Origin of the sequence: Sphingomonas xinjiangensis, from assembly GCF_014199255.1 — a bacterium.
Taxonomy (GTDB): Bacteria; Pseudomonadota; Alphaproteobacteria; order Sphingomonadales; family Sphingomonadaceae; genus Sphingomonas; species Sphingomonas xinjiangensis.
In genome coordinates this window covers 1-23,644 of sequence record NZ_JACIJF010000026.1, presented here as the reverse complement: position 1 = coordinate 23,644, position 23,644 = coordinate 1, and the positions used below count along the sequence as shown (strand labels likewise).

Annotated in this window: 27 protein-coding genes; 10 read left to right on the top strand and 17 right to left on the bottom strand. The window is 59.9% G+C overall.

Features of this window, described 5'->3' with window-relative positions; all coding sequences use genetic code 11:
• The first annotated feature begins 95 nt into the window (after positions 1–95).
• Positions 96–344, top strand: coding sequence for a hypothetical protein (locus tag FHT02_RS19635; protein WP_184091626.1), 249 nt, complete (start codon positions 96–98; stop codon positions 342–344).
• Positions 345–640: 296 nt separating this feature from the next.
• On the opposite strand, the gene FHT02_RS21730 is transcribed toward FHT02_RS19635, so the two are convergent.
• From FHT02_RS21730 to FHT02_RS19615, 5 genes are all read right to left on the bottom strand, one after another.
• On the bottom strand, positions 641–1,285 hold the full coding sequence (locus tag FHT02_RS21730; RefSeq protein ID WP_246352574.1) for a hypothetical protein: 645 nt from the start codon (positions 1,283–1,285) through the stop codon (positions 641–643).
• Between the two features lie 211 nt (positions 1,286–1,496).
• Positions 1,497–1,766 carry a hypothetical protein gene (locus tag FHT02_RS21725; protein WP_246352573.1) on the bottom strand — a complete coding sequence of 90 codons (270 nt, stop codon included), beginning with the start codon at positions 1,764–1,766 and terminating at the stop codon, positions 1,497–1,499.
• A gap of 140 nt (positions 1,767–1,906) precedes the next feature.
• On the bottom strand, positions 1,907–2,380 hold the full coding sequence (locus tag FHT02_RS19625; RefSeq protein WP_184091624.1) for a hypothetical protein: 474 nt from the start codon (positions 2,378–2,380) through the stop codon (positions 1,907–1,909).
• 15 nt (positions 2,381–2,395) lie between these two features.
• On the bottom strand, positions 2,396–3,043 hold the full coding sequence (locus FHT02_RS19620) for a hypothetical protein (RefSeq protein ID WP_184091622.1): 648 nt from the start codon (positions 3,041–3,043) through the stop codon (positions 2,396–2,398).
• Between the two features lie 118 nt (positions 3,044–3,161).
• Positions 3,162–3,788 (bottom strand): thermonuclease family protein, encoded by a 627-nt coding sequence (locus FHT02_RS19615; RefSeq protein WP_343057010.1) that lies wholly within the window; start codon positions 3,786–3,788, stop codon positions 3,162–3,164.
• Between the two features lie 3 nt (positions 3,789–3,791).
• Between FHT02_RS19615 and FHT02_RS19610 the strand changes: the two genes are divergently transcribed.
• Together FHT02_RS19610 and FHT02_RS19605 are read left to right on the top strand one after the other, a co-directional pair.
• On the top strand, positions 3,792–4,076 hold the full coding sequence (locus FHT02_RS19610; RefSeq protein WP_184091620.1) for a hypothetical protein: 285 nt from the start codon (positions 3,792–3,794) through the stop codon (positions 4,074–4,076).
• Between the two features lie 794 nt (positions 4,077–4,870).
• Positions 4,871–6,085, top strand: coding sequence for a cation:proton antiporter (locus tag FHT02_RS19605; RefSeq protein WP_184091619.1), 1,215 nt, complete (start codon positions 4,871–4,873; stop codon positions 6,083–6,085).
• A 351-nt stretch (positions 6,086–6,436) separates the two neighbouring features.
• Here FHT02_RS19605 and FHT02_RS19600 read toward each other — a convergent pair whose 3' ends face one another.
• From FHT02_RS19600 to FHT02_RS19585, 4 genes are all read right to left on the bottom strand, one after another.
• Positions 6,437–6,901: a hypothetical protein gene (locus FHT02_RS19600; protein WP_184091617.1), complete on the bottom strand. Its 465-nt coding sequence runs from the start codon at positions 6,899–6,901 to the stop codon at positions 6,437–6,439.
• A gap of 143 nt (positions 6,902–7,044) precedes the next feature.
• Positions 7,045–7,671, bottom strand: a complete 627-nt coding sequence (locus tag FHT02_RS19595; RefSeq protein ID WP_184091615.1) for a hypothetical protein — start codon at positions 7,669–7,671, stop codon at positions 7,045–7,047.
• 351 nt (positions 7,672–8,022) lie between these two features.
• Positions 8,023–8,352, bottom strand: a complete 330-nt coding sequence (locus tag FHT02_RS19590) for a hypothetical protein (RefSeq protein ID WP_184091613.1) — start codon at positions 8,350–8,352, stop codon at positions 8,023–8,025.
• On the bottom strand, positions 8,349–9,182 hold the full coding sequence (locus FHT02_RS19585; protein ID WP_246352572.1) for an acyloxyacyl hydrolase: 834 nt from the start codon (positions 9,180–9,182) through the stop codon (positions 8,349–8,351). The genes FHT02_RS19590 and FHT02_RS19585 overlap by 4 nt, the downstream gene beginning before the upstream one ends.
• A 148-nt stretch (positions 9,183–9,330) precedes the next feature.
• On the opposite strand from FHT02_RS19585, the gene FHT02_RS19580 reads away from it, so the two are divergent.
• Both FHT02_RS19580 and FHT02_RS19575 read left to right on the top strand, forming a co-directional pair.
• Positions 9,331–9,750 carry a hypothetical protein gene (locus FHT02_RS19580; RefSeq protein ID WP_184091611.1) on the top strand — a complete coding sequence of 140 codons (420 nt, stop codon included), beginning with the start codon at positions 9,331–9,333 and terminating at the stop codon, positions 9,748–9,750.
• Positions 9,750–9,986, top strand: coding sequence for a helix-turn-helix domain-containing protein (locus tag FHT02_RS19575; protein WP_184091609.1), 237 nt, complete (start codon positions 9,750–9,752; stop codon positions 9,984–9,986). Before FHT02_RS19580 ends, FHT02_RS19575 begins: the two co-directional genes overlap by 1 nt.
• A 26-nt stretch (positions 9,987–10,012) precedes the next feature.
• Here the strand turns inward: FHT02_RS19575 and FHT02_RS19570 are convergent, their stop codons facing one another.
• The 6 genes from FHT02_RS19570 to FHT02_RS19545 form a co-directional block, all read right to left on the bottom strand.
• Positions 10,013–10,192, bottom strand: a complete 180-nt coding sequence (locus FHT02_RS19570; RefSeq protein WP_184091607.1) for a hypothetical protein — start codon at positions 10,190–10,192, stop codon at positions 10,013–10,015.
• A 153-nt stretch (positions 10,193–10,345) separates the two neighbouring features.
• Complete coding sequence (locus FHT02_RS19565; protein WP_184091605.1) at positions 10,346–13,654, bottom strand: PAS domain S-box protein; 3,309 nt, start codon at positions 13,652–13,654, stop codon at positions 10,346–10,348.
• 387 nt (positions 13,655–14,041) lie between these two features.
• Complete coding sequence (locus tag FHT02_RS19560) at positions 14,042–16,633, bottom strand: GAF domain-containing protein (protein WP_184091603.1); 2,592 nt, start codon at positions 16,631–16,633, stop codon at positions 14,042–14,044.
• A gap of 431 nt (positions 16,634–17,064) precedes the next feature.
• Positions 17,065–17,580 carry a hypothetical protein gene (locus FHT02_RS19555; protein ID WP_184091601.1) on the bottom strand — a complete coding sequence of 172 codons (516 nt, stop codon included), beginning with the start codon at positions 17,578–17,580 and terminating at the stop codon, positions 17,065–17,067.
• A 214-nt stretch (positions 17,581–17,794) separates the two neighbouring features.
• On the bottom strand, positions 17,795–18,082 hold the full coding sequence (locus tag FHT02_RS19550) for a type II toxin-antitoxin system mRNA interferase toxin, RelE/StbE family (protein WP_184091599.1): 288 nt from the start codon (positions 18,080–18,082) through the stop codon (positions 17,795–17,797).
• Positions 18,079–18,357: an antitoxin of toxin-antitoxin stability system gene (locus tag FHT02_RS19545; protein WP_184091597.1), complete on the bottom strand. Its 279-nt coding sequence runs from the start codon at positions 18,355–18,357 to the stop codon at positions 18,079–18,081. The genes FHT02_RS19550 and FHT02_RS19545 overlap by 4 nt, the downstream gene beginning before the upstream one ends.
• Before the next feature lie 421 nt (positions 18,358–18,778).
• Between FHT02_RS19545 and FHT02_RS19540 the strand changes: the two genes are divergently transcribed.
• Entirely contained in the window at positions 18,779–19,117 is a 339-nt protein-coding gene (locus FHT02_RS19540) for a hypothetical protein (RefSeq protein WP_184091595.1), read from the top strand.
• Between the two features lie 49 nt (positions 19,118–19,166).
• Here the strand turns inward: FHT02_RS19540 and FHT02_RS19535 are convergent, their stop codons facing one another.
• Positions 19,167–19,787, bottom strand: coding sequence for a hypothetical protein (locus FHT02_RS19535; protein WP_184091593.1), 621 nt, complete (start codon positions 19,785–19,787; stop codon positions 19,167–19,169).
• 137 nt (positions 19,788–19,924) lie between these two features.
• A complete protein-coding gene (locus FHT02_RS19530; protein WP_184091591.1) occupies positions 19,925–20,410 on the bottom strand; it encodes a hypothetical protein in 486 nt (161 codons plus the stop codon).
• A gap of 20 nt (positions 20,411–20,430) precedes the next feature.
• Here FHT02_RS19530 and FHT02_RS19525 point away from each other — a divergent pair, with 20 nt between their 5' ends.
• From FHT02_RS19525 to FHT02_RS19510, 4 genes are all read left to right on the top strand, one after another.
• Positions 20,431–20,871 carry a hypothetical protein gene (locus FHT02_RS19525; protein ID WP_184091589.1) on the top strand — a complete coding sequence of 147 codons (441 nt, stop codon included), beginning with the start codon at positions 20,431–20,433 and terminating at the stop codon, positions 20,869–20,871.
• Between the two features lie 186 nt (positions 20,872–21,057).
• Positions 21,058–21,462, top strand: coding sequence for an energy transducer TonB (locus tag FHT02_RS19520; RefSeq protein WP_184091587.1), 405 nt, complete (start codon positions 21,058–21,060; stop codon positions 21,460–21,462).
• Between the two features lie 388 nt (positions 21,463–21,850).
• Positions 21,851–22,327, top strand: a complete 477-nt coding sequence (locus FHT02_RS19515) for a hypothetical protein (protein WP_184091585.1) — start codon at positions 21,851–21,853, stop codon at positions 22,325–22,327.
• Positions 22,328–22,894: 567 nt separating this feature from the next.
• Entirely contained in the window at positions 22,895–23,221 is a 327-nt protein-coding gene (locus FHT02_RS19510; RefSeq protein ID WP_184091583.1) for a MafI2 family immunity protein, read from the top strand.
• Positions 23,222–23,644 lie beyond the last annotated feature (423 nt).

Sequence of the window (23,644 nt, the reverse complement as noted above, 5' to 3'; positions counted from 1 at the left end):
CGGTACGATCATCGCTGTGCGGACCGACTGCGCATCTGGTCCGTTGAAACGGTACGGCGTTTGAAAAGATGCTGGTTAGCCAAGAGGAAGTACCCATGACCGACAAGCGGACGGGCATGCCGATAGACCGTGTCGGCAACAGCGACAAACAGGGCCAGGGCGTGCAGGGCTTGGCCGGCGAGCGGACCGAGGATCCTGGTGTGTCACGGCCCGAAATGCGACGCGAAGTCGACACTGGCGAACGCGTGATCACGGTGGAAGAAAGTTCCGGCACTGCCGCCGCCGAAGCATCTGGCGCAATCCACCGGAAGCCGGAGGATCCCGACGCACCGGGGAGCGGTTGAAAGCGTCACTTCCGGCTCGGGATCACACAAGTTGCGCCGAAAGCGACGTTCAATATCCGTGCGCGAGCACCTTCGGAGGGTGCTTACGGATCATGAGCAGGCTCCTGCTAGGCTGACACCAGCGCTGCCCGCGCCCTCCCCCTCATTTCTTTCCCGGCCTCGTGTCGGATCTATTCAAGCCGCTCGGCCGAAGGTCCCGTAGGGCGGCGGCGCGACTCGAGGGGTTCACTAGTTTTCGGTGAACCTTTTTACCTGAAGGCCTGGCAGCCCTGCTGTCGGGCCTTCTTTTTGCGCCGTCAGATGGCGAGGCGTGTCGCCCCGCCAAAGGTGCGGAGGGCCCTCGCCATTTCCTGACGCAGGCGGGCCTTGTTGCTGATGACGATCGCCGGATCGAGAACATGGCCATCGCTGCCAACAAAGCCGTTCGCCGGCGCGCCGTTGAGCAGCTCAACCACGATCAGGTGGCCGCGTGATGGAGCAGGGCCGGAGTAGCGGACGGTGAACTCGGCGAGCTTGCCGGTGAGCCCCTTGGTGACCTTCCCCCAACGGATGTGGCCCGCGCCGATGTTCGCGCCCGCATCGCGACCTCGGGCAAGCCAAGTCCGCAGATGCGTGCGTTGCTGCAGCAGCGTGTTTCGAGTGCGCTCCTGGGTGCGCGCGAGCGGCAGTGCGTCACTCGCCAGGTCGAGGATGCGGAGATGGTCGCCTTGTGCTGTCGTCAGGATGTCGTCGACCTCGCGACCGCTCAGAAGCTGGCGGAGCTGGTCTGCGGGTTCTTCCAAACCGACCCGCGGCGGCAGAAGGGTCGGGCCGCTCTCGGCTCGGTCCACCTCGACGAAGCCGGGGGCCTGGGTCAGGACGACGATCGACATAGCCTCCGCCCCGTCGGTCGCAACAACCTCGTTCAGGAAGCCAGTGCCGCCGGCGCCGACGTCCTTCACGTCATTCTCAGTGAGGATGAGGAGCCGCTTTGACCACCGCGTCGGCCGCGGCTGATCGGTTGGCTTTAGCCAGCTGCTCGGCAGTGGACGTGCCGAGATCTGCGCCGGCTTCGGGCGAGGCTGATTGCTTCCACGCACTGCGGCCGTGAAGGAGCGGCGAGCGGCATCGAACAGGTCGCCAACATCGCCACCGCCATCGCGAAAGCCACGATCATAGGCCTCCCGAAAGCTCACTTTCGCGGTGCGGCCAACCTGCATGGGCAGCGTACCAGCCATCGGCGTAGCGCAGGGCCTCGTCCCAATCATAGCCGCGCGCGTCGCGACCTCGCAGGATTGCGAGGTCGCGCGCATCGATCGAGCCCGAGGAGGCCTTCGCCTCGATGAAAGCGAAGTTGCGGGCACGCCGCTCTCGCTCAGACTTGGCCTGGATCTCCGCATTGAGCGGCCGCATTGCGGAAGCACGCTCCCGGATACGGGCCATTCGGTCTTCCGGTGCAGCGCTCGGTGGCAGATCTGGATAGTCGGTCCAAATCCGCGCCAAGGCTCTCGCGTGATCCGCTGATCGGCCTCGCGCGAGCCAGGTGGCCGGTGATGTGACGCAAAAGGCCTGGGCGTCCATCGCTAGTCCCTCCGGTAGCGGTCGCGTTCCTGTCGCGCGTGCTCACCAATCGCTCGATCGATAAGCGGCGTCGCTCTCGCGATCAGAAGTGGCATGTCTGCCGCGGCGATGTGCGACATCGAGGCGGGCAGAAGCGAGTGGGTTTGGTCTCTCAACCGCCGTCCCACTTCGCACCTGAGCATTGCGTACACGCCAGTATCGCTGCGGTTCTCGCCGCAGGCGCGCCAGAACAGCCGCACCTCGATGAACAGCTGGGTCGGATCCTCGTCGTGCCTGTTCGTCAGCTTAAGGAGGATCGGTGCTCCAAAGCTTACCGATCGCAGCACGTCACCCGTCCACCAGGAGAGTGCGCGAGGATCTTGCTTCCAGCTATGCCGATCGGGGCCATCGACCAGCTTCAGACGACGGTAAGCGGCTTCGTACTCGTCCTGGATGCGACGGGCGAGCGCCTGCTGCGGGTTCAACGGCTCGGTCATGTCGGACACTCCCGGTCAGGCGAAGAGGGGTTCGGCGCGGTCGGGCAGCGCAATATCGAGCTGCAGCTCATGCACGAGGCTCGAGGCGAACCGATCGGGATCAAGCAGGTCGTTCACACCGGCGAAGTGGTTGCGGCCGCCAGTGAAGTCAGCGCGGCCTCGGCAGGTCCGGAACAGCACTTCCTTGTCCATGCCGCACAGCCCGAGGCTCAGCCGGACATAGAATTGCTCGGCGTGGAGCGTGATCTCGCCCGAGACGGCGATGCCGCCCTTGTTGGAGCGAACATCGTAGGTGCCCGATGCCAGGCCCATCACCTTGGCGAGCCGGCGCATCGCTTTGAGGCCTTCATTGTGGAAGAGCGCCTTGGCGGGTTCGTCATAGCTGACGCCCCGAACCGCGAGCGTCGCCAGGACTGGGCTGCGCCGCAGATCGTTGATCCGGGTCATGCACGATGCCCGCAGCTGAATTTCATCGGGGCGGGTGGCGCAAACCGAGGAAAAGTGGCGCGCGAGCATGACGACAGCTGGGTCGTTCTCGGCGTCCACGCCGGCGTTGCGGCAGTCCTCCATGGCCTTGGAAAGGGCATGAAGCGTCGTGCCGATGGTGATCAGTGCGCTAGGATCGAGGGCCTGCTGGTGGCGGAAAGCGACGTCGAACGACATGAGCGGTGCTCCGGGTTTCGAGCGCCCAATCGCGCTCTCCCGCTCTCGCCCCTCTCTCCTCTTTCACCTCGGACGCATCGCGCTTTAACATCCATTTGCGATGCAAATGGCGGCACGCTTATTGCCAACGGCCTTTGCGCTCGCATGCGAGCCGTTCTCCTTTTCGCCAGCGGCTAGGCTCGATGAAGGCGCCCGCGTGAACGCCCAGGTGCTTGGTTCCTGCCTCCTCGTATGCGGCCTCGTAGGCTCGTGCCCTCTCAGGGTCGTTCTTGAGGAATGATGTCGCAGGTACGGCGAAGCCGGCAGAGATCATCGCTTCGCCCATGTCCTGGCCGTCGACCGATACACTGGCGACGGGTCGGCCGTAGCTCTGCTCCCCCGTTAGGTGGATTGTCGCGGAGCCCTGCTTGAGGAAGCGGGAGGCATAGTCCTGGGCGGCCTTGCCGCACGGCCAGCAGGATCCGTCACGCTCGCACATGGCACGGCGTTCAACCGCATCGGCGCCAAACAGGCGGAAGTCGATCGACACGGTGTCCCCGTCGATCGCGCGAGCCTTCGCCTTCAGGGGCTCGCTGTCTCCGATCGAGCCTGCAAGTGCTTCGGGCAGTCGAGCGTCACAGGCGGTCGTGCTTAGTGCGAGCGCTATCGCAATCAGTCGCATGAGATCCTTCGTTGTCTTGGATTGCACGCTGTCAGGTGAACCATGTTGTCGTCGCCCCGTTCTACTCATGACAAGAAGGAACACAGCATGAGCGACGGAAAAGTGCCGATGCCGGCGAGCGGACAGAATAGCCCCAAGCTGCGCGGAGATGGGGTGAGTGACGTCGACACCCATGGGTTAAACGGAGGCACTCAATCCGATGGAGGGGCCTACGAGAACCCCCACACTGGCAAGGAAGATCGCGGCGAAAGTCCCGGCTTCGAGGGCGGTCAGAGCGTGCGCGGCTACTACGGTAAGGGCCAGTTCAATGGCAAGAAAGCCGATCCACAAGAGCCCGGCGCTGTCGGCCAAGGTGGTCTCAAGAGCGATTAACAGGTCGGCCAGGGGCGCACTGGCAGAGCTTCACTTGGTGGCGCACTAACCGCCTGCCTGATACGGCAACCGTGTGTTTTATCGCCTAGCCCTCGCCAACGCCGCAACGTTTGCCGTTGCGGCCGCGGCGAGCCGCACGCTTGCCGCTGATCGAAAGCCGCATCCATCTGCTTTGGTTTTGGCTGAGCGCGGTCGTGGTCGAACTACTAGCCCTTTCGCTTGCACATCAACGACCAAGCGGAAGAAGGCTGCTCCTTAACGGACTCGCGGCGACGCTTGCCATCCTAGCGGCTCGCTGGGCGGTAGAGGGACCTCCTCGGTTCAATCCGCGCTAAGCTAGACCACAGACGCATCTAAAACCACCCGGTCGGCTTCCGCCCAATTCCAGTCGTTCAGCTAGGAAGCGGCTTCCCAAAACCGTTCTTTCATTTGCTCATTGAGGGTGGCGATCGCCCCCGCGCGTCCTGCTGCATCAACGGCACCGGCAAGGCTTTGATGAGGTTGCGGCTCTTCTAGGCAGCAATCTTGCCCCGAACCTTGGCCAGCTCGCTCGGCTTAGTTGACCGTTCCGGGGCTGACGGTCCTTGCGCAGCGCGTCATCAGAAGCAGACCAATTGCAAGTCGGCACGATTCACACGATCGTCCGTTGAGAGGAGGCGCTCTCACGCACCGGTGAAGCTCTTCACGGACTGGATCTGCCGTTGATATATTCGCTCTCGGAAGCAGCTAATCTCGCAGCTGAAGCGCCTAAGATAGAGGAGCACTATTTCGAGATCCTATTCGGACTCGGAGCCATGATCCTGCTGGTCGCGTGGCTTCCAATCGTGCTGAAGAAGCTTCCGCTGTCGCTTCCGATCATTTGCGTGTCGATCGGCTTCGTCTTGTTTTCGTTCGCGCCGTTCTCCAGCTGGGCCCCTCACCCGGACAAGACGCCCACGTTGGTGGAGCGCGCAGCAGAGCTCATTGTTATCGTCTCCCTGATGGGCGGAGGGCTCAAGATAGAGCGTGCCCTCGCTTGGAGAAGCTGGAATGTCACATGGCGACTGCTGGGCATCGCCATGCCCCTCACTATTCTGATGGTCATGCTGCTCGGCTACCAACTCCTAGGCTTAGGGCTTGCCACTGCTTTGTTGTTGGCCGGCTCGCTCGCCCCCACCGATCCCGTGCTAGCGGGCGACGTGCAGATTGAGCACGATGAGGATGAGGAGGAGGCAGAAGCAAAGTTCGCGCTTACGAGCGAGGCTGGCTTGAACGACGCGCTCGCCTTCCCGTTCATTCACCTCGCCATAGCTATCGCCGCCGCCGGCAGTCTTACTGGTGAGGTCCTGTCCAATTGGGTGCTAAGCGCCGTGCTTTGGAAGCTTGGCACCGGCCTGGCCGTAGGAGCAGCTCTGGGCTGGCTCATCGGGTTGATCATCTATCGCCTTCCCCCAAGTACCAGCTTGTCACGCACAGGCGACGGCTTCATCGCCCTGGGTGCAACCCTGGTCGTGTACACCGCGGCTGAGTTCGCGCATGGCTATGGCTTCCTAGCCGTCTTCGTCGCCGGGTTGATGATCCGAAGAGCTGCCAAAGGGCATGACTTCAACAAGCGGCTGCACGATTTTGCTGATGAATCAGAGCGGCTCCTAATGATGCTGCTCCTTCTCCTGTTCGGCGGAATGCTTGCTGCCGGCCTCCTGGAAGGCATCGGTTGGGAAGAAGTTACGTTCGCCGCGGTCATGCTCTTGATCATCCGTCCACTCGCAGGATGGATCAGCCTATGGGGAGTAAAGCGTCCTAAGCTGGAGCTGGTGATCATCGCCTTCTTCGGGATCCGAGGCTTGGGCTCGGTGTACTACCTTAGCTACGGCTTCAACCACGCCGAGTTCGAGTACGAGCATAATCTCTGGGGTACTCTTGGCCTCATTATTGGGGCGTCTATCCTGATGCACGGGATACTCGTGACGCCCGCGCTCAAGAAACTGCACGCGCGCTATCAAGAATTGGGGATCAGAAAAGAAGATTGATCAGCCAAAGGAGCCCGCGACCATCTGAATCTGCCTGCGGTGTTCAACCCGACTGCCGCTAGGACGAAAACTATGGCGAGAGCTAAGCATCTTCCTAACCCGGGGATGGGGAAAGGAGTACGCGTCCGGTCTAAACGGCACCTTCCTAAAAAGCTGCCGGTCGGCTTTCGCCCCTATTGTGTTGAAAAAGTCGGCCCATCAGAACATCGCGAAATATCTGAACTCTGAATACTTCTGGCGCGCACGATCGATGCAAAGATGGCGTGAACCTGGTTCTATCCCTGCGCCTTTACGCAATAAGATTTCGCGCTCCGACTTTTTCAACAGAATAGCCCCAATAGCGGACGTTCGTCAGCTCTGCGCCCGAGCCACCCACTCCAGCCGCTGATCCTCTGGCAGGAAACGGAAAATAACCGCTTCACGCATGTTTTCCATGGTCAACGCGGCGGGCTTGCCCGTAGCCCGCGCCAGCAAGGCCATGAACCCGGACAGTCCTTCGAGCTGAGCTGGTCCAGCCACCTCTCGGGGATCAAGGTCGAACTCGATCTCCTCGCAGCCGAAGAAGTGGCAGTTAAGGAGCGCACCGGAGACGTTGACCGACAACAAAGCTCCGCGCTCGCTCGCTTCAGCAAAGATGTCTTCAACCCGCTCGGGCACGCTCGCCGGCTCTCCGCCAATAGAGAGGCTTAATGGAGGCTCCCACGTCCGCAGAGCGTTGAGGACGCGCTGCCAGTCCCCGAAGTCGGTGCCGAACACATAGATGTCGCGAAGGGCGCCATCAGGCTCAAAATTGGGAGCTATTTCGCGCCATTCCACGGGCCCATTCGACCACAACGGGTGGTTAGAAGCAATGTCCGCTATCCACCATTTCTCGCCGTTCCGGTCGCCGCGCCCGTGATGCAGAAATCAAAAGTTTTGCGTCAACGTCGCGACGATTGGCGGACGTAAATTTACGGGTGTTAGAACGCTGGACGAGCCAGCGCCTTGAGCTTCAGTCTCGTACGTTCTTGCGCAACGACATCGTTCACTTTGCCCCTGAATCCCTCGGGATCGGCGATAAGCGGCAACAGAGGCGCGGCACGTCCAGTGACCCTGTTATCAGTCACGCCATGCAGGAAGGTACCTGCTTCTTCGAAGCTGCCGATTAGTCCCGAGGCGATACCGGCCTCGTAACCCCACCAGCTCGGCCCCATCCTTTCGGGGCTACTCCGGGCACGTTCGATGACGAAATCGGCGATCATGTCGAAGGATGAAAACCGTTCATCCATCGCCAAGGCGTTTGCGCGAGCTGTCTTGGCGATCTCGCCGGCCGCGCTTCTGAACTGGTCTTCGGTTTCGAACTCCGCGTAGCAGTTTGATGAGACGGCCTCATTGAAGCTCATGAAACCAGCATCCACCCACAGCCAGTGAGCCGCGTTCATCAGGGATACGCTCTTGGACCATCTGCTTGGCGTGAACTCCACCACGTTGAGCCACGAGCCACGGTCTGCAAGCCACAGTCGAGATTGACCCTTCCGCCTAAAACCGAGCGAAGTTAGCTCGGTTTTCGCAGCGGCAGCGATGATCTTGCTGTGAGTGTCGCTCATACAGACGTTGCTACCGCAGCAGCATCTTCTTTCCACGATCTTTTCACGTTGGTGATGCAAAACTCACAAGTTTTGCATCATGCCGGTCAGGCGAAAATCCCAGCGCGTATGTGATGCGAATGTCCGATGCAGCCGGCGCGTGGCCCGTACGGGGGATCATGACGGAGCATCCATCCCGGGCAAGGCGGCAGCGCCGCGCAACGTCCGCTATCGCCACCCGTCTTTCCGAAAGCCGCCTGTCGGGAATCCGCCCAGTTAAGGCCGCTCAGGCAAACGATCCAAGGCCCCGTAAGCGGACATTCGTTCAGAGTGACCTGTCCTGCTTCTCGTAGAACTCACCTGCGAAGTATCCTAATTGCGGCCTCTCGCCGCATCTGCTTGCCAACGCGCCCCGTTGGCGACCAGAGCATTCATGGTCGTCGCTATGCAGGCCTGCATTTCTTTCACCGTGTTCACCTTGGGAACACAGGCGAGGACGGCGTTGCAGACAGCATCATCCAACTTGGGATCGCCGCTGCGACGCTTGAACACGCAGCGTGTGATGCCGGTTTTCCGGTCTAGCTTCGTCGTCATCCGCAGCCGTTTCAACCGGTCCATGCGCTGCCCCGTAATGACGATCTCGTCCGAAGCCGTCGGCGGAGGTGCTGCCTGCGCCAGAAGAAGCATGGCAAAAAGGATCATCGTCGCGCCCCGAACGTGCGCACGACACGCAGTCCAAGGTTGTCGATGCCGGGGTTCTGCTTCGAAAACAGCTGGCGGTGGCTGAAATGCTCCCAAGTCGCTTCGACCGCTAATCGGCGGCTCAATCGGACTCCTATCGATGCGTTAGGGTTGAAGAGCACTCGCGAGCCGAACGACGTGCGCGTGCGATAGACATCGTACCGGCGCCGCGCCTCTCCGATGGCTAGACCAGGTTCAAATGGATCGGGCGTGAAGCGGTAGCCGTCGTGTACGGCGAGGCCGATGCCGATTTGGCCATAGAGCCGCCCTTGCAGTAGGCGCTGTCGCCATTCCGCACCAACGCTGGCGAAATTTGTGCGTCCATCGGTATTGATCTGCACCTTGGCTGTCAGGCGCGGCTTAAACATGAGGCGTAAAGGCGGGCTGCGATAGACCAACTGAATATCGACCGTGCCGTCTTCCTCGAAGCCTTCGTATATTTGGCCGCCGGGGGGCTTGGGCAGATCAAATATCAGCTTTCCTCCTAGCGGGTGGAAGTTTGAGCCATGTTGGAGCACGCCAACGGCGACTTCCGATCCGGCCCACCGCGTCGGAATTTCCACGTCGGAAACCCGCTCTTGCGCGAACGCTGATGGGGAGGCGAGCGCCATGGCTGCGCCCAAGACGCCCTTCCAGCCGAGCATGTCATGTTTCCCTTTCAAGGCGGCTGTCGCGCAGCCTGCATCGATGGTGTATGGCCGCAATATCTTATCGTCAAACAGAAAGAAGTAGATGTCTGGCAGGTATTCTCTTCCGTCCGGTAAGGCGCGCGTCTGCCGCGGTGCCGGCATCGCGTTTCTCTTGGTAGCGACGTTGTGGGGACTCGCTGCGGCGGCGCAGGCAGTCGTGCCCGGATGGTCGTTCTCGTGCAGCGATGAGCGCGGATGTCACCAAGCCGCCGATCTCCTCCGCCTGCTTCCCGAGAAGGAGCAGGCCCTCGTGAGAGATCAGCCTGCCGCAGAAGCGCGTTTTGCCGCTTATGTCGCCCGCCCCCTCGTACAGGCGGGACTGGCGGCAAGCACCGTGTTCGAAGAGGGGCTGCTGGTCTTCCTGTTCGTGGCCGTTGGGCTGACCTTGCGCCGGCTTGGCAAACGTGGCGAACACGCGCTGGTGCGTGCATTGCCGTGGTTGAAACGCGCTGCCTCCGCGGCGCTACTGTGGGCGGTCGCGCAACCCTTCACGGACAGCTTGCGTGGAATGCTTCTGTTCCCCGGCACACCGAGTGGTGCATCGTGGTTTGTCGGCATCGATCTAACGGTTGCCGGACCAGCGCTGCTGCTGGCGATTGCGGCTTATGCAGCCGCCTGGGCGCTAGAGGCAGGCATTCGCGCCGAACGCGATCTGGCCGATTTCGTCTGATGCCGGTGATTGTGAACCTCGACGTCATGCTCGCCCGCCGCAAGATCCGGTCCAAGGAATTGGCCGAGGCGATCGGCATCACAGAATCGAACCTGTCCTTACTCAAATCCGGTAAGGTGAAGGGGGTGCGCTTTTCCACCTTGGCCGCGATCTGTCGTTATTTGAATTGTGAGCCGGGAGACATCCTGGGGTACACGGCTTCCGACGACGATCTCTGTGTCGGAGAGGATGGATAACCAGCGCCGTCCTCTTCTCGGCAACTTCACTTCAAATAGCTTGCAGCCATTTCTTCGATCACCTCGAGGTAGTTTTCGCTGATCGCCGCCCGAAAGCCGCCATTCCGCTTACCAACCACTTCCCGACATGCCGGTGTCGCAAAAGTGGCGACATCCCGAAACGTCGGAAAGTCAGCACATTCGCGACATAGCCGCTTTTCCGTCACCACTCCTGACTTCGCGAAAGCGCAATCGGGAACAGATTGAAGGGCCTCACGGGGGGCGACACCCACCCTCGTCTGCCCGACTGTCTCGATCGACCGTCCTCTAAAAACGGCTGGATCAACAGGACATAATCGCCACACTCAGCCCCGTCGTCGTCACTCTGCTTCGAGGAGCGACATGGCGACCAAGGTTTTAGCTAAAGCCCCACTACGGAATGGCTTAGTCAGCCGCGCTACATTCGGATCTATACCCTCCGCTTCTGCGTAGCCCGAGACAATCAGGACGGGCACTTCCGCGTGATGAGCCTTAAGTTCTCGCGCCAGCTGGGCACCACTCATGCCGGGCATGAGATGATCAGTAACAACGACACTCGGCGCCAGTCCAGTGTGCAGAAGCGACAGTGCCTCCTCAGCGGAACTTGCCTCGGTGACGTCGAAGCCGAGGTCGACCAACATGTCAGCAGTACTCATCCGAACCAGTTCTTCGTCGTCCACGAGAAGTGCTACGCCACGGGCTTTCACGGAGGCGAGAGGGGCAGAGGCTTCTTCCTCGTCCCCCACGAGTACAGCGCTGATAGGCAGCAGGAGCTCCATCGTAGTGCCTCTACCGGGAGTGCTATCTATCGATAGACTTCCGCCAAGCTGAGCAGCGAGCCCATGCACCATAGAAAGGCCAAGGCCGGTGCCCTGGCCGACGCCCTTCGTCGAGAAAAACGGTTCGGTGGCGCGGCGAAGCGTAGCCTCATCCATGCCGGTGCCCGTGTCTTTGACGCACAGCCGGACATAATGGCCTGGTTTCACCCCCGACGAATGTCGACCGCGTATGCTTTGCCGTTGAGCAGCAATGGTAAGTTCGCCGCCCGCGGGCATTGCGTCGCGCGCATCAACCGCGAGGTTGAGCAGCGCCATCTCCAGCTGATTCGGGTCGGCTTTTGCAGGCGGGAGATCGTCTGCGATGTCGACGCGCACGTCGATCGATGGCCCAAGAGTAGAACCCAGCAAGCCAGCCATTCCACGGACGAGGCTGGTCACATCTACTGCGGTCGGCTGAAGCGGTTGCCGGCGTGCGAAGGCAAGCAGCCTCTGAACAAGCGTCTTGGCCCGTTCCGCAGATTGCAGCGCGCCGTCGATCAGCCGTCGCTCGCGTTCGCTGCCAACGCCTTTACGCATCAGCATGTCGAGTGAGCCGATGATAGGGGTCAGCAAATTGTTGAAGTCATGTGCAACGCCACCGGTCAGGCTGCCCATTGCCTCCATCTTCTGACTTTGTCGCAGCGCCTCTTGCGCGGCCTTTAGCTCTGCCTCTCGCTCCTTTTCATGGGTGATGTCGCGCCCAGTTGCGTAGGTGAGCTCACCAGCGGGGGCCGCTGTCCAGGAGATCCAACGGGTGGATCCATCCTTGTGCCGATACCGGTTTTCTATAGTCGGCTGCCCGCCAGCTGCCGCAAGCTTATAGGCAGCGGTCGTTTCGCCTTGGTCGTCCGGCACCACGAAGTCGTTGACGTGCCGGCCAACCAGCTCGTGCGCCTCATAGCCGAGCTGGGCCGTCCAGGCCGGATTCACCCTCCGGAACACGCCCTCGAAATCGATCACCAGCATGAGATCGGGAGAGGTTTCCCACATGCGATCCCGTTCGGCGGTACGCTCGTCGAGATCAGCAGCCTGCTCCTTCTCCGCTGTGACGTCGCGTGCGGTACAATAGACCTTACCTTGATCCGGCACGGCTAACCACGAGAGCCAGCGCCAACCGCCGCTCCTGTGACGATAGCGGTTTTCGAAGCGCAGAGCTGGCACGCCACGTTCAATCGCGTCCGTCCAAGCTGCGCGTGTCTTGGCAAGGTCATCGGGATGGATGAAATCGAAGAACACGGCACCCGCAACCTCTGCTTCCGACCAACCCAAGACGGATGCCCACGCTGGATTAGACTGCTCGAAATAGCCGTCGGCATTGATCACGCCCATGAGATCAGGGCTCACTACCCATGTCCGGCTACGCGCCAGCGCCCGCTCAGTTACTTGGCGTTCGAGATCGGCGTTCAACGCCCGCAACTGCTCTTCGCCTCGGGCCCGTGCAACCGCAGCGCGCGTCCGGTCGGCGAACTCTTTGACAAGGTTCAAGTCGCCTTGCGTCCACTCCCGCGGCTCGGCGTCATTGACGAAGAACAGCGCTACCAGTCGGTCCTCTTCGATGACCGGCGCGTTGACGAACGAGCGCGCACTCTTGCTTTCAAGCGCCTGTGCGAACGGACCGACAGTACGATCGTCACGGCGGACATCGCCGATGACGGTAAACTCGCCGCGCTTCAACCCCTCGATGTACGAACCGTAGGTCCGTAAGGGGAGTACACCCGCGAGTGACTCCACGCCCGGCGCAGTCCAGTCACGCTCGACGTGAAGCGTCTCAGCGTCGTGATCGATAGCTGCATAACCGACGCGGCTGACGCTCAATGTGCGACTAAGGACCTCAGCGGCCGTATAGGCTATATCCTCTGGGGACTTCAGATCACGGATGGCCCGGGTTAGCTCGGCAAGTGCATCCCGCCGAATGTCCGCTGTCTTACGGGCAGTGATATCTAGCGTGGTTCCGGTGGCACGCATGCACCGTCCGGAAGCGTCGAATACACCCCGGCCCTTGGCGGCAATCCATCGCTCAACGCCGTCCTCCTTGCCGATCGTCCGATACTCGACGTCATAGAGAGCCCGCACCTCTGGATCGACCGACGCGAGAAAAGCAGTCTTGGTCTCCTCTCGGTCATCTGGGTGAAGACCGTTGTAAAAGTCTGCCATCGTTACCTGGACATCGGGCGAAATGCCGAACATCGCCTTGGTTTGGGCTGGCCAGGTCAACCGATCATTGACGATGTCGACGTCCCAAAAGCCGACATCGGCATTCTCAACAGCGAGGCGTAGGCGTTCCTCACTCGCCGCAAGCGCAGACTGCTCCTCGGTGAGACGTCGCTGAATGACGAAACGACTGGTCGTCTCGGGTGTGACATTGAGGACAGCGGCCACGCTTCCGTCCTCGTCGTACAATGCTGACAGTGAATAGTCGAACCAGCCGGTCTCCGTTCCTCCGCCCTCAACCCGCGGCAAGACGAACGGTGCATCTTCAAAGTAAAGATGATCGCCTCCCGCTCTGACACTATCGAACTGCGGTTGAAGCTCGTCCCAGATTTCACTCCAGACGACGGAGCCGGGCTGCCCCAAAGACGCCGGGTGTTTTGCTCCTAGGATCCGACGGTATGGATCGTTGTAGATAAGCGCGTAGTCCGGACCTGACCAAAGGCAGGTTGGAAACGGCGAGTTAAACATGGACCGGACCATCGTCCGAAGAGCCGGCGACCAACCGGTGGTCGACCCCAACGATGTCTTCGACCAGTTCAGTTCCCGCGCCACCGCCCGAACCTCGCCAGGTCCTGCAAAGAGGCCTGCGGCATCGGCGTACGCTTCTCTCTCAATCGTCAAAGCGCACCCTTGCATCAAAGCCGTTTCTGAACGCGGCTTAGGCTGATATCACCAATCTCGACGAAGATAACGACCTTCACACGTCTCGGTTCAGCGAGACCCGTTCCTGGCGAGCTCCAGGGCAGTACGGCGCCAGGCAGAGGGATGGAAGGCTGCGTTTCAGAGACGGCAGTGAGCCTTTCGCCTGAGCGGCAGGTCCTTTCCCGAAGAAGTTTGATGCACCGCGAGAGCGTCCGTTTGCCTGGAAGCCGGCGGTTCGCTCCTGGCGCGAAAAGCAGACGGTCGGCTCTCGCCCCCAATCTCCGCCGTTAAGGCAGCATCGGTGGTGCCCGAAAGCCGCGGTTCCGCAAGTCGGCAGCACTCGCACACCAGCGATCCCAGCTGTGCCTAGTCGGACATCGCGGCTTCGACATCGGCCCGCACAATTAGGCTCTCAAGCGCCTGCGAGAGTTGCTCTGCGGAGTAAGGTTTCTGCAGAAGTTTGAACCCGTGAGCGCCCTCCGCAGCGAGAACGTGACTATAGCCGCTTGCTAGGATCACCGGCATTCCAGGCATGCGGATCTTCAGCTTTTTGGCGAGCTCCAGTCCTCCGATACCGGGCATCACGACATCCGAGAAGACCGCGTCGAAGCCACTGCCGTCCCGGTCGAGGATCTCGAGAGCGTCTTCGGCGCTCGGGACAAGCACTGTGCGGTAGCCCATGTCCTGCAGCGCTTCGCTGGAGAAGCGCCCCACTTCCAAATTGTCTTCGGCAATGAGGATGCGCAGGCTGCGTTTCACTGGCGATCTACAGGCGTTCTGTGGAGCATCATCGACATGCGCGCCCTCGGCCTCGGGCAGGTACAGCGTGAACGTCGTACCTTCGCCAGGTGTACTCTCCACGTCCACGTCACCGCCCGATTGCTTGGCGAAGCCGAACACCTGGCTAAGACCTAGCCCCGTGCCTTTGCCGACGTCCTTGGTCGTGAAGAAAGGTTCGAAGATCCGCGGCAGATCCAGGGGCTGGATGCCGATACCGGTGTCGGTGAGCGAGATCGCGACAAACCGGCTCTGCACGCCGGCATGGCCCCGTATCGGTGGCACGCCCGCGGCGCACACCGCCTTGATGGTCAGTTGCCCCTCACCGTTCATCGCATCGCGCGCGTTGACGGCCATGTTTACCAGGGCAGTCTCGAACTGGCTAAGGTCTGCCCGCACTACGCAGGGCGTGACCGGCAAGTCGAGCGCGATCGTCACTCTGGCACCCGTCACCGAATTCAGCATGTCTGCCACTTCGCGAAGCCGCGTGCCGACGTCGAAGGCAGCAGGGCTCAATGTCTGGCGGCGGGCGAACGCCAAAAGCTGCCCGGTCAGCTTGGTGGCACGCTCTGCCGTATCGCCGATGGCCTGGATGTAGCGGTTGCGCCGCTCGGCCGGCAGATCGGGGCGGCGAAGAAGATCGACCGATCCACGGATCACCGTCAGCAAATTGTTGAAGTCGTGCGCGACACCTCCGGTAAGCTGGCCGACCGCGTCCATCTTCTGCGATTGGCGCAGGGCTTCTTCCGAAATCATCAGTTCGCGGGTCCGCGCTTCCACGCGGTGCTCCAGCGTCATCGCCAAGTCGCTCAACGCGGCCTCGCGGTCCAGGCGTTCGCGCCCGATCGACAGGAACCTGGCAAAGTTCTCGAAGAACGAAATCGCTTCATCCGCGAAGCGGTCACGATTGACCGAAACGAAGGAGATCACGCCGAACAGCTTGTCTTCGGACATGACGGGGAACCCGGCATAGGCTCGGGTGCCATGCCGGCGGCTTATCTCGGTTCGTGGGTCAGTCGATTCCTGGATATGATCCAGGATCAGCGGCGCCCGCTGTTGAGCGACAAGCCCGCATAGTGGCACATCGACTGGGCATGTGTCCGCCAGCCAGTCCTTGATGTCTTCCTCGACACCGCTCGACTGGAGTAACCGCATACGCGTGCAATTGTTGTTGAGAAGGTAGCTGAAGCTCTTCTCATAGCCGAGCGTTTCTGATCCAGCCGATAGGATCTCCTGCAACACCTTGTCGGGGTCGTCGGAGGACAACAGCCCAGCCGACGCGCGGGCCAATAGGTCGAGCCGTTGCTCGCGCAAACGCTCTTCCGTACGATCACGCAGCACTTTGACGAAACCGATTACCTCACCGTCGTTCCGCTTGAGCGGCGTCATCTCGCCTTGCGCCCAGAAGCGTTGGCCGTCAGCACGAAGGTGCCAGCGTTCGTCGTTGCCATGACCCACTTCGAGCGCGCACTGCATCTCGTGTTGAGGCCGACCAATGGCGCGATCTTCAGGGGTGAAGAACCGGTCGACCGGCTCACCGAGCATCTCTTGCTCGCTCCACCCCAGAATATTCTCTGCGCCGCGGTTCCAGCGTGTGACCTTGCCGTCGAGATTGGTCGCAACAATGGCGAAGTCCGTTGCACTGTCGAGGATCTGGCGATGACGAGTTTCGCCCTCGGCCAATGCGTCGCTGTGAGCGAGGCTGGCGGTCAACAGGTCCGCCTGGTTGAGGTGCAGCGCCACCAGCTTGGCGAACAACCCAAAGCTCGAAAGGATCTCCGGCCTATTCAGATCGCGAGGAAGAGGATCAATTGCACAGAGGGTGCCGAAGAAGCGCCCGTCCGGCAGCAGGATTGGAACGGAAATGTAGCTTTTGAGCCCGTATATCGCTGGCGTGTGATGCCTAGCATAAGCTGGGTCGACGTCCACGTCGGAGATAACAACTGCCTTACGGCTTTGCCGAATTTCATGGCAGATCGTCGTCTCAAGCTTCAGTTCGCTCCCCGGCTTCAAGCCGAAGTTGATTTCGTCCCTGACGCTGCACGCAATCCAGCGGTCTTCCGTAACGCGCGCAATGGCCGCAAAACGCATGCCGGTGATCTGGCAAACCGTGTCCAACAATGTTGGCACGATGTCGATGCGGTTGATCGAATCGACGTCGTCGCTAAACGCGTCGCTCACAAAAGATTCGTTCCCCATCCTCATGCACTTACCGTCGATTCAGGCCGTGGTCACCAGCCGCCGTCGACCTTGATGCTGTCAGACGGTGATCGTCGACGTTCGAGCCCTTGAAGCATTGAGAGGAATGGCCACCGGATGTTCTGCTCACTTAGACAGGTAGCTATTCCCCATTCACTTCAAATTAGCCGCCGTTCCGCTTTCCACCGACAAGGGACATGCCGATGTCGCAAAAGTAGCGACATACGAGACGTTCGGAAGTCAGCACATTCGCGACAACGCCATGGCAGCTTGCGCCCAGTTGTTGCCGTTGGTTCACGATCATCGCGCGCCTCAAAGCAGACCTTAGAGAGGACATCTGGACCGGCACCCGCATCTACGAGACGAACACCGTTCAACGGCGTCCCACCAGAAATTATTCCTCATAAGTCCCGTCAATTAGTTCTTTTGAAGATTTGCCTGTAAACAATTGGTGTAGAGAGAAGTGGACTGGTCATGGTGGTATCCGCCACCAAGTCCTGACCAACACTACGATACGTTGTAACCCGCTCACTGTCGGCGCTACGGAACGTTAGAGAAATAGCTTCACCATTTGCTTTTGCCGACACATCGAAAACAAGCACTTCAATGAGCTTCCACTTGACCGACTGTCCGCCAATCTCAACGGCGAAAGGTGCTTTGTCATCGTATGCGATTCCGACTCGACTTCCTGCAATCGAAATTCTCATTCTGTACACCGCAATGGACTTGCTGAGCCTCTTGCGGGCGAGAGGGCGCTTGGCGCTGGGAACGCCAGAGATAGCGTTTTCGATCGCTTGAAAGGCGTCGTCGCTCCTGTCCTCGTCACGAACATAGCTGCCCGAAACCACACCTTGCGCCGGGCTTGCTGAGCCTGAGCTAGAGATCAAGATGGCAGCTCCGATCGCCGCCGACAAAGCCCAATGACGCATCACGCTCTCCTCACATCCCGCTGCTCGTCCTAACAGGTGTAGTGACGATCCGGCTTAGCGCATAGATGAGGCCTTAGTTGTTGTAGCCGACGTACTGGGAGGGCCGGCTGGATCAAAAGGGCCGAGCCTCGCGGCCGCTAACTCGATCTGCAAACTCGAAAGCGGACCAGCTGCTCTCCACCCAGACCCGGACATTCCCAAAGCACCATCCTCTTCAGGAAGAGCGGAGCGGAGGCCATTGTCGGGCGGTGTGGATCAGCACGAGAATCCAAACCGTGTCGTCTGCAACCTCATAGACGAGGCGATAGCTTCGGTGCGGCGTAAGCTCGCGCGTGCCGGGCACCTCGCCTTCGTGTCCGAGCCTCGGAAACTCCTCCAGTCCTGCCACGGCTTCGCTGAACAGGCGGTCTATTCGAAGTGCAGCATCGGGATTGCGGGCTTCGAGGTAGTCCCAGATCGCCGCACGGTCCTGCTCGGCTTCCGGCGTCCATAGGACCTTCACGCCCGGTCAATGATCCGGGCACGACGTGCGGCGAACTCAGCTTCCACCGCCTCGTTGGAACGGCCCCGTCCTTCTTCAGCGGACGTGCGTGCAACCTCGATCTTGCGACGCAGGAAATCGCTATGGTCCCGCTGATCCTGCTGGCGCTTTACGAACTCGCGCATCATCTCGCGCACAACCTGCGATGCGGGGCGATGGCTCGCTTCCGCCGCAGCCATGAACTCGTCTCGCAGATCGGGTTCAAGCTTCATCGTAAACACGGCGGCTTTGGGCATGGCGTCCTCTCTTTGATACTGACGAGGTATATACCATTTCAGATCGGGGGCAAAGCGGCTGCCAGTCCTAAGTTCGGTGAACTCTAGAACGCCCGCATCGCCTTGCTGGCTCTCCCTTTGGTACCACCGCCGCGCAATGTCGGCTATCACGGCTTTCCTTCCCGGAAGCGGACCATCTGCTTGCGCCCTATTCTGTTGAAAAAGTCGGAGCGCGAAATCTTATTGCGTAAAGGCGCAGGGATAGAACCAGGTTCACGCCATCTTTGCATCGATCGTGCGCGCCAGAAGTATTCAGAGTTCAGATATTTCGCGATGTTCTGATGGGCCGACTTTTTCAACACAATAGCCCAATCTCGGTCGTTCAGCGCAGCGCGGCGATTACCGAACAGCGGACGTTCGCCAAGTCGGTTAAGCGTGTCTCATGAACGACAAAGGCTTCGATGCGCTGATGCATGTGGCGTGCGTTGAGTTGGGCTTCTGCGGATGCATCAAGCGGCGTGCTCCCCGTCACGTAATGATGTTCATCCTTCGAGGCGCGCCTGTTCACGCGGGTCAATCTGTCGAATGGCTTTTGCTCGCGGACAACGTCAATCCAAACCTGCCCGAATACGATCATCAGAAGGCGGCGTTGCGCGAGGCTTTTATCGCCTACATGGGCGGCGAGATCGTTGAAGCAACTCTACTTCGCTGGAGCGACAGCGAACCCGATAGTGGTAGCCCCGGCCCGAAATTCAGGGGCAGGATCGCGGACGGCGCGTAAGTGACGAGCAACGGCAGCTAACGCCCCAGAAGCAAACAGTACCTGAGCCTCACATTTCGGCTTCCGCACTCTCACACACAAAGGCGCCGCCGGCGATCTGGACGAAGAGATTGGAGTTCGAATGCCGCCGGTTCGTAAGCACGTTATGAGGAACGTTCTGCCGCCGCAGTTCCGCTACGATCAACTCGTGGATCTGCTGCGGTGCTTCCGCGACAAGGAAGGACCTGGTGTTTACAGTTTCGCAAAAGCGGGAGAGGGAGCCGTCTGGGACGTTGAGGTAGTCTCTCGCGGAACGTGGGGCGCCAGTGCTCCATATCTGGTCCTCAACTAGAGCGTAGAGCCTCAACGGGTTCGGCAATGGCCCCGAGCAGTATGTCGAATAGGACGTGCCGCTCTCCGCCCACAGTTCCTCTGACAATCGGGAAACTGAGAACCCCTCAAGTGCCTCATCCTCCTCCATGTCGAGCAACGTGCCTACCTCTAGCAGCCCTTCCTCAACTCCACCGAACGAGAAGACGATCTGCGCTTCCCCGCCACCTGTGCCTGACCGCCACCAAGGGTAACCAGCTATGGTGAGGCGAAGTTGACGGTGGCCAGCCTCAACAGCGACGACGCGGGTTGGGTGCACGATCTCGAAATCACGCAGAAGGTCAACGATGTTCGTTTTCATGCCCCCACATGGCCACCCGAGCTAAACGAAATCAACAAGCCACCACGAATGCCTCTTCGCAGCGAGTCTCGAGGTCCTCGAGAGGCAGATCGAACGCCCAAGAGCAGCCGGTCGGCTGTCGCCCAAAAGCAGCAATGTCAGTTGGTTGTCGCGTGCTGGCGGATACCCGGGATAAGCAGGGCCGGATAGATCGAGGCTAGCGACGCAGGGTCGGATCGGATCGAAGCAGCAGGAGTGAAATCGGTGACGTCAAATCGAGTACTATCAATCGCTGTGACGCGCATTGCACCTGCGATTTGATGCCCGGCTTTATCGGTCGCACGTACCCAAAGATAGTATTTCGGATATGAGACCCCGCTTTGCGTCGCTCCTTTTCGAAGTAGTTCAATCTCAGCGCTTTCCGACGGCAAACCGTTCGCAGCAAGGTAAGCTAGAACGTCACGGTGCAATACGGTCATGAAGCTGGCGTCGGGCGGCGCATTCGCGGCGATATGGCTTGCCTGTAGCTCCACCATCGCGCGTTCCACAGCGGCTGTCGACTGCTGCTCCTCGGCGGCGCGGCTCGCCGATGCAATCGAGAAGAGGGCTACAGGGGCGATCAGTGCACGTATCATCATGCCCATTTGTCGGCGGAAAGCGTCAGGTGGTCAACGTCGGCTTCCGCCTCAGTTGCAGCCATTCGCTCAGCCTGCATAATCTCGAGATGCCGAACCAGAAAACTGATAATTTGCCCACCTTCTTCGTTCGAAGCGTCACTTTCGATCTAGAACGTTTGCTGCTCGTCCTCGAAGACGGAACGGGAAACCAGCTGCTTGAGCTCTCGTTTGCGCCCCCGCGAGCATATCGGGTCTACGCCGAGAGCGATAATTGGCAGTATCTAAACGAATTTACGGGCTGTCCGTTGGTTCAGAGCGCTGATCCAGGGTGCGGAGTCGAGCTCAGCAGCAACGCGCCCTACCTGCACGAATATCGTGCAAACATGCGCGCTCAGGAGCCGGAAAAGACGTTCTCCTGCCTCATCAGAACGCCAGATCATTGCGTCGAGGTCATCTGCTTCGAGCAACCAGCGGTTCGGCTTCTGTAAGGTCCACTTTCCACCAGGTTTTGCCATTCGCCATCGGCAAAGCGGACCCCAAGAGCGGACGGGCGGCTAGCGCCCCAAAGTCGGTCGTTCAGGACGGGCGCCGCAGCGCCTGAAAGCGGTCGCTCGTTGATCCGGCGAACTGACTTGGCGGACACCTGCAAACAGAGTTAAGGATCGCACACTTCGATGGCTGGGGGCATCTTGATGATTGGCATCGTCTTAGGAATTGTGGCCTCTTCGGTATCCCCTTTCGACGCAGTTTCGGCTCAGGCACGCGTTCCGTGGCAGATGCCGGAAAACGACTTCGGCGGGGCCACCCCCAAAAATGCTGAGAAGTGGCTGACCTTCCGCGATTATCCTGCATCAGCAATGCGTGCCAACGAGCAAGGCTATGTCGTGGTCTCGTTTGAAATCGATTCCAAAGGAAAAGTGCAGGCGTGTGAGGTAAAGCGGAGCAGTGGACATTCATCGCTCGATGAAGTTCCATGTAAATTGCTCAAAAGCAGAGCTAGGTTCACGCCCGCGACCGATAATCAAGGGGTCGCAAAGTCGACAGTAGGTACAGCGAGCTTTCCGTTCTGGATGCCTTAACAGCGGCGGCTAGCGCCCATGAGCTGCCTGTCGGCAAGCGCGCCAGTAGCGGTCATCCGCTAAGCGGTGCATTATCGCAAACAAACACCTAAAGGCGACCAGTATGGAATTTGCGATGCTCGCCACTTCGCTCTTGGGATACGTCGCTGGAGTTGGTCTTCGTCGCCTAACCAGCGCGCTGGTTCTTGCCGGGATCGTGGGTTTTGGAATGGCCATCGCATATCACGTGTGGCTCAACGCTGATCCCTCTCGAGGTGATGCACTCGAAGGGCTGGGATATTTCGCGGCGGTGGCTTACCCCCTAACCGGTTGCACACTCGGTAGGCTGAAAAGCCGCCCGAAGCGAAAGCCTGAGTGATCGTTCGTCTACTCCCGCCCACTTGCGGACATGAAGGTGATGCCCGATGAACCGGGCATGCGTCCATATGCTGTCGTTATAGCTCTTCTTCTGGTCACGCATCCTTGCTTGGCTTTTGCTCAATCACAGGGCGTATCGTTACCGCCGCCGACTCGCCAACTTAGCGGCCTCACGTCTGACGAAGCGAATGCGCTCATAATCAAGCTCCAGGTCGCGCAGCAGAAGTTGAAAGCGGGCACGTTTCAAAACTTCGAGTTACTGGCAGGTTCAGTAGCATCCTACGATATGACGAAAGTGTCGCCTCGAGACGTTTTTTTGAAAGTCCCATTCGCTGCAGTGTGGAGTATCGAGCGTGTTCGCACCGATAATCCATTATGGCAGCCATACAGACTTGCTTACGCGCCGACAGGGCTCGGGAAATTGTATTGGGACATCGAGGTGACACTAGGTATCAACGGGAATATTGAACAAGTGGTGATGACCTACAGGCCCCCCGCACCTTCCTGACGCGAGCGGGCGTACGCTTCTCACCGCACGACGACCTTCCGCCCCGGCGAAGCGGACACTGAAAGCCGTCCTTCCGCTTTCGGCCCAATCTCAGCCGTCCTGATCGGCAAAGCGGACCCTGAAAGCGGCCCGTCGGCTTCCGCCCCGTTGCGGACAATGCGCTTCGCCGATACCATGGCCAGCAGCGCTTTTGAGAGGCTTATTCTGTGAGTAGAGTTGCATATTCCGCAGCGCTCACGGCATTGTTGATATCCTTCCTCTATCTTCTGATCCTCTTGCCTCATGCCGGTGGCATAACAGCGGACCATTTTCGTTCAGGAATATTCCTAGCTGCGCTTTGCGTAGCGTTGTTGTGGATACCGACCTTAGTTCTTCTTCGGAGCCTGGCTCGCGAAAGGGGCCGCTTACTGCTCGCGGTTTCATTTGCCCCGCTCGCCTTTGAAGCGCTGTACTTCAGCACGCTTTTCGCGGTTGCATAGCAACAGCCAACGTCCGCTCCCCAATGTCGGCCATCGCAGGACCCCCGCCGCTTTCCCGATTGCAGACATTCGAGCCGCCCCTATCGTAATGAGCATGACGCCCGTTGCTGCCGACCTGAGGCTATCCGCACAGCGTGCCCTCTTGGGTGCAATCTACCCCGACGTCCGGATGGTGAAGGTTCGGCGTGACGGAAGCCGCATCACTTTCACGGCGATTTGCGACAAGCCGTTCAGCGATGACGCGCTCGACGCTCTGACGACGGCCGCTTCCGAGATCGCGGCCGACTTCCCCGATTGCGATGTAGACGAGATTATCGCTGGCAGCAGCGATCCACTGCCGCAAGAGGACGTGCTAACGGAAGGTTGGCTGTTCCAGCGAGCGGAGACCGACGAGCAACACAGCAAGGGGCAGTGAGTATCGCCCGACCACTGATGAGACGCATGACCCTGTGGTGCCTCGCCTACCTGTGGACGGCTGCTGCTGCCCTCGCCATCGCCCTATTTCGCTAACTGGCAGTATGATGGCGATGCGGGCTGGTGGTTGGTGACGGCCTGCAGCTTTCCGGCTCTGGCGCTCGCGAGCCCTGTGTTGTGGGTGGCTGGCAATTCTAACCTCGGCGCGACCTATTGCTTAGTCGCTTTGGCGGCTCTGACGGTGGCGCGGTGGTCGTTATACGTCGTCCCGCTAAACAGCCTAACGGCAGCTAAGCGGTGCGGATTCCCAAAAGCAGACGGTCCGCTTCCCATCTGTGGACGCCCGCAAAGACGCAAGCGGTAATTGGAGGGTGAGGCATGTAGTCGGATGCTGCCATCTGTCCGGCCTCTAGTGCAGCCTAGA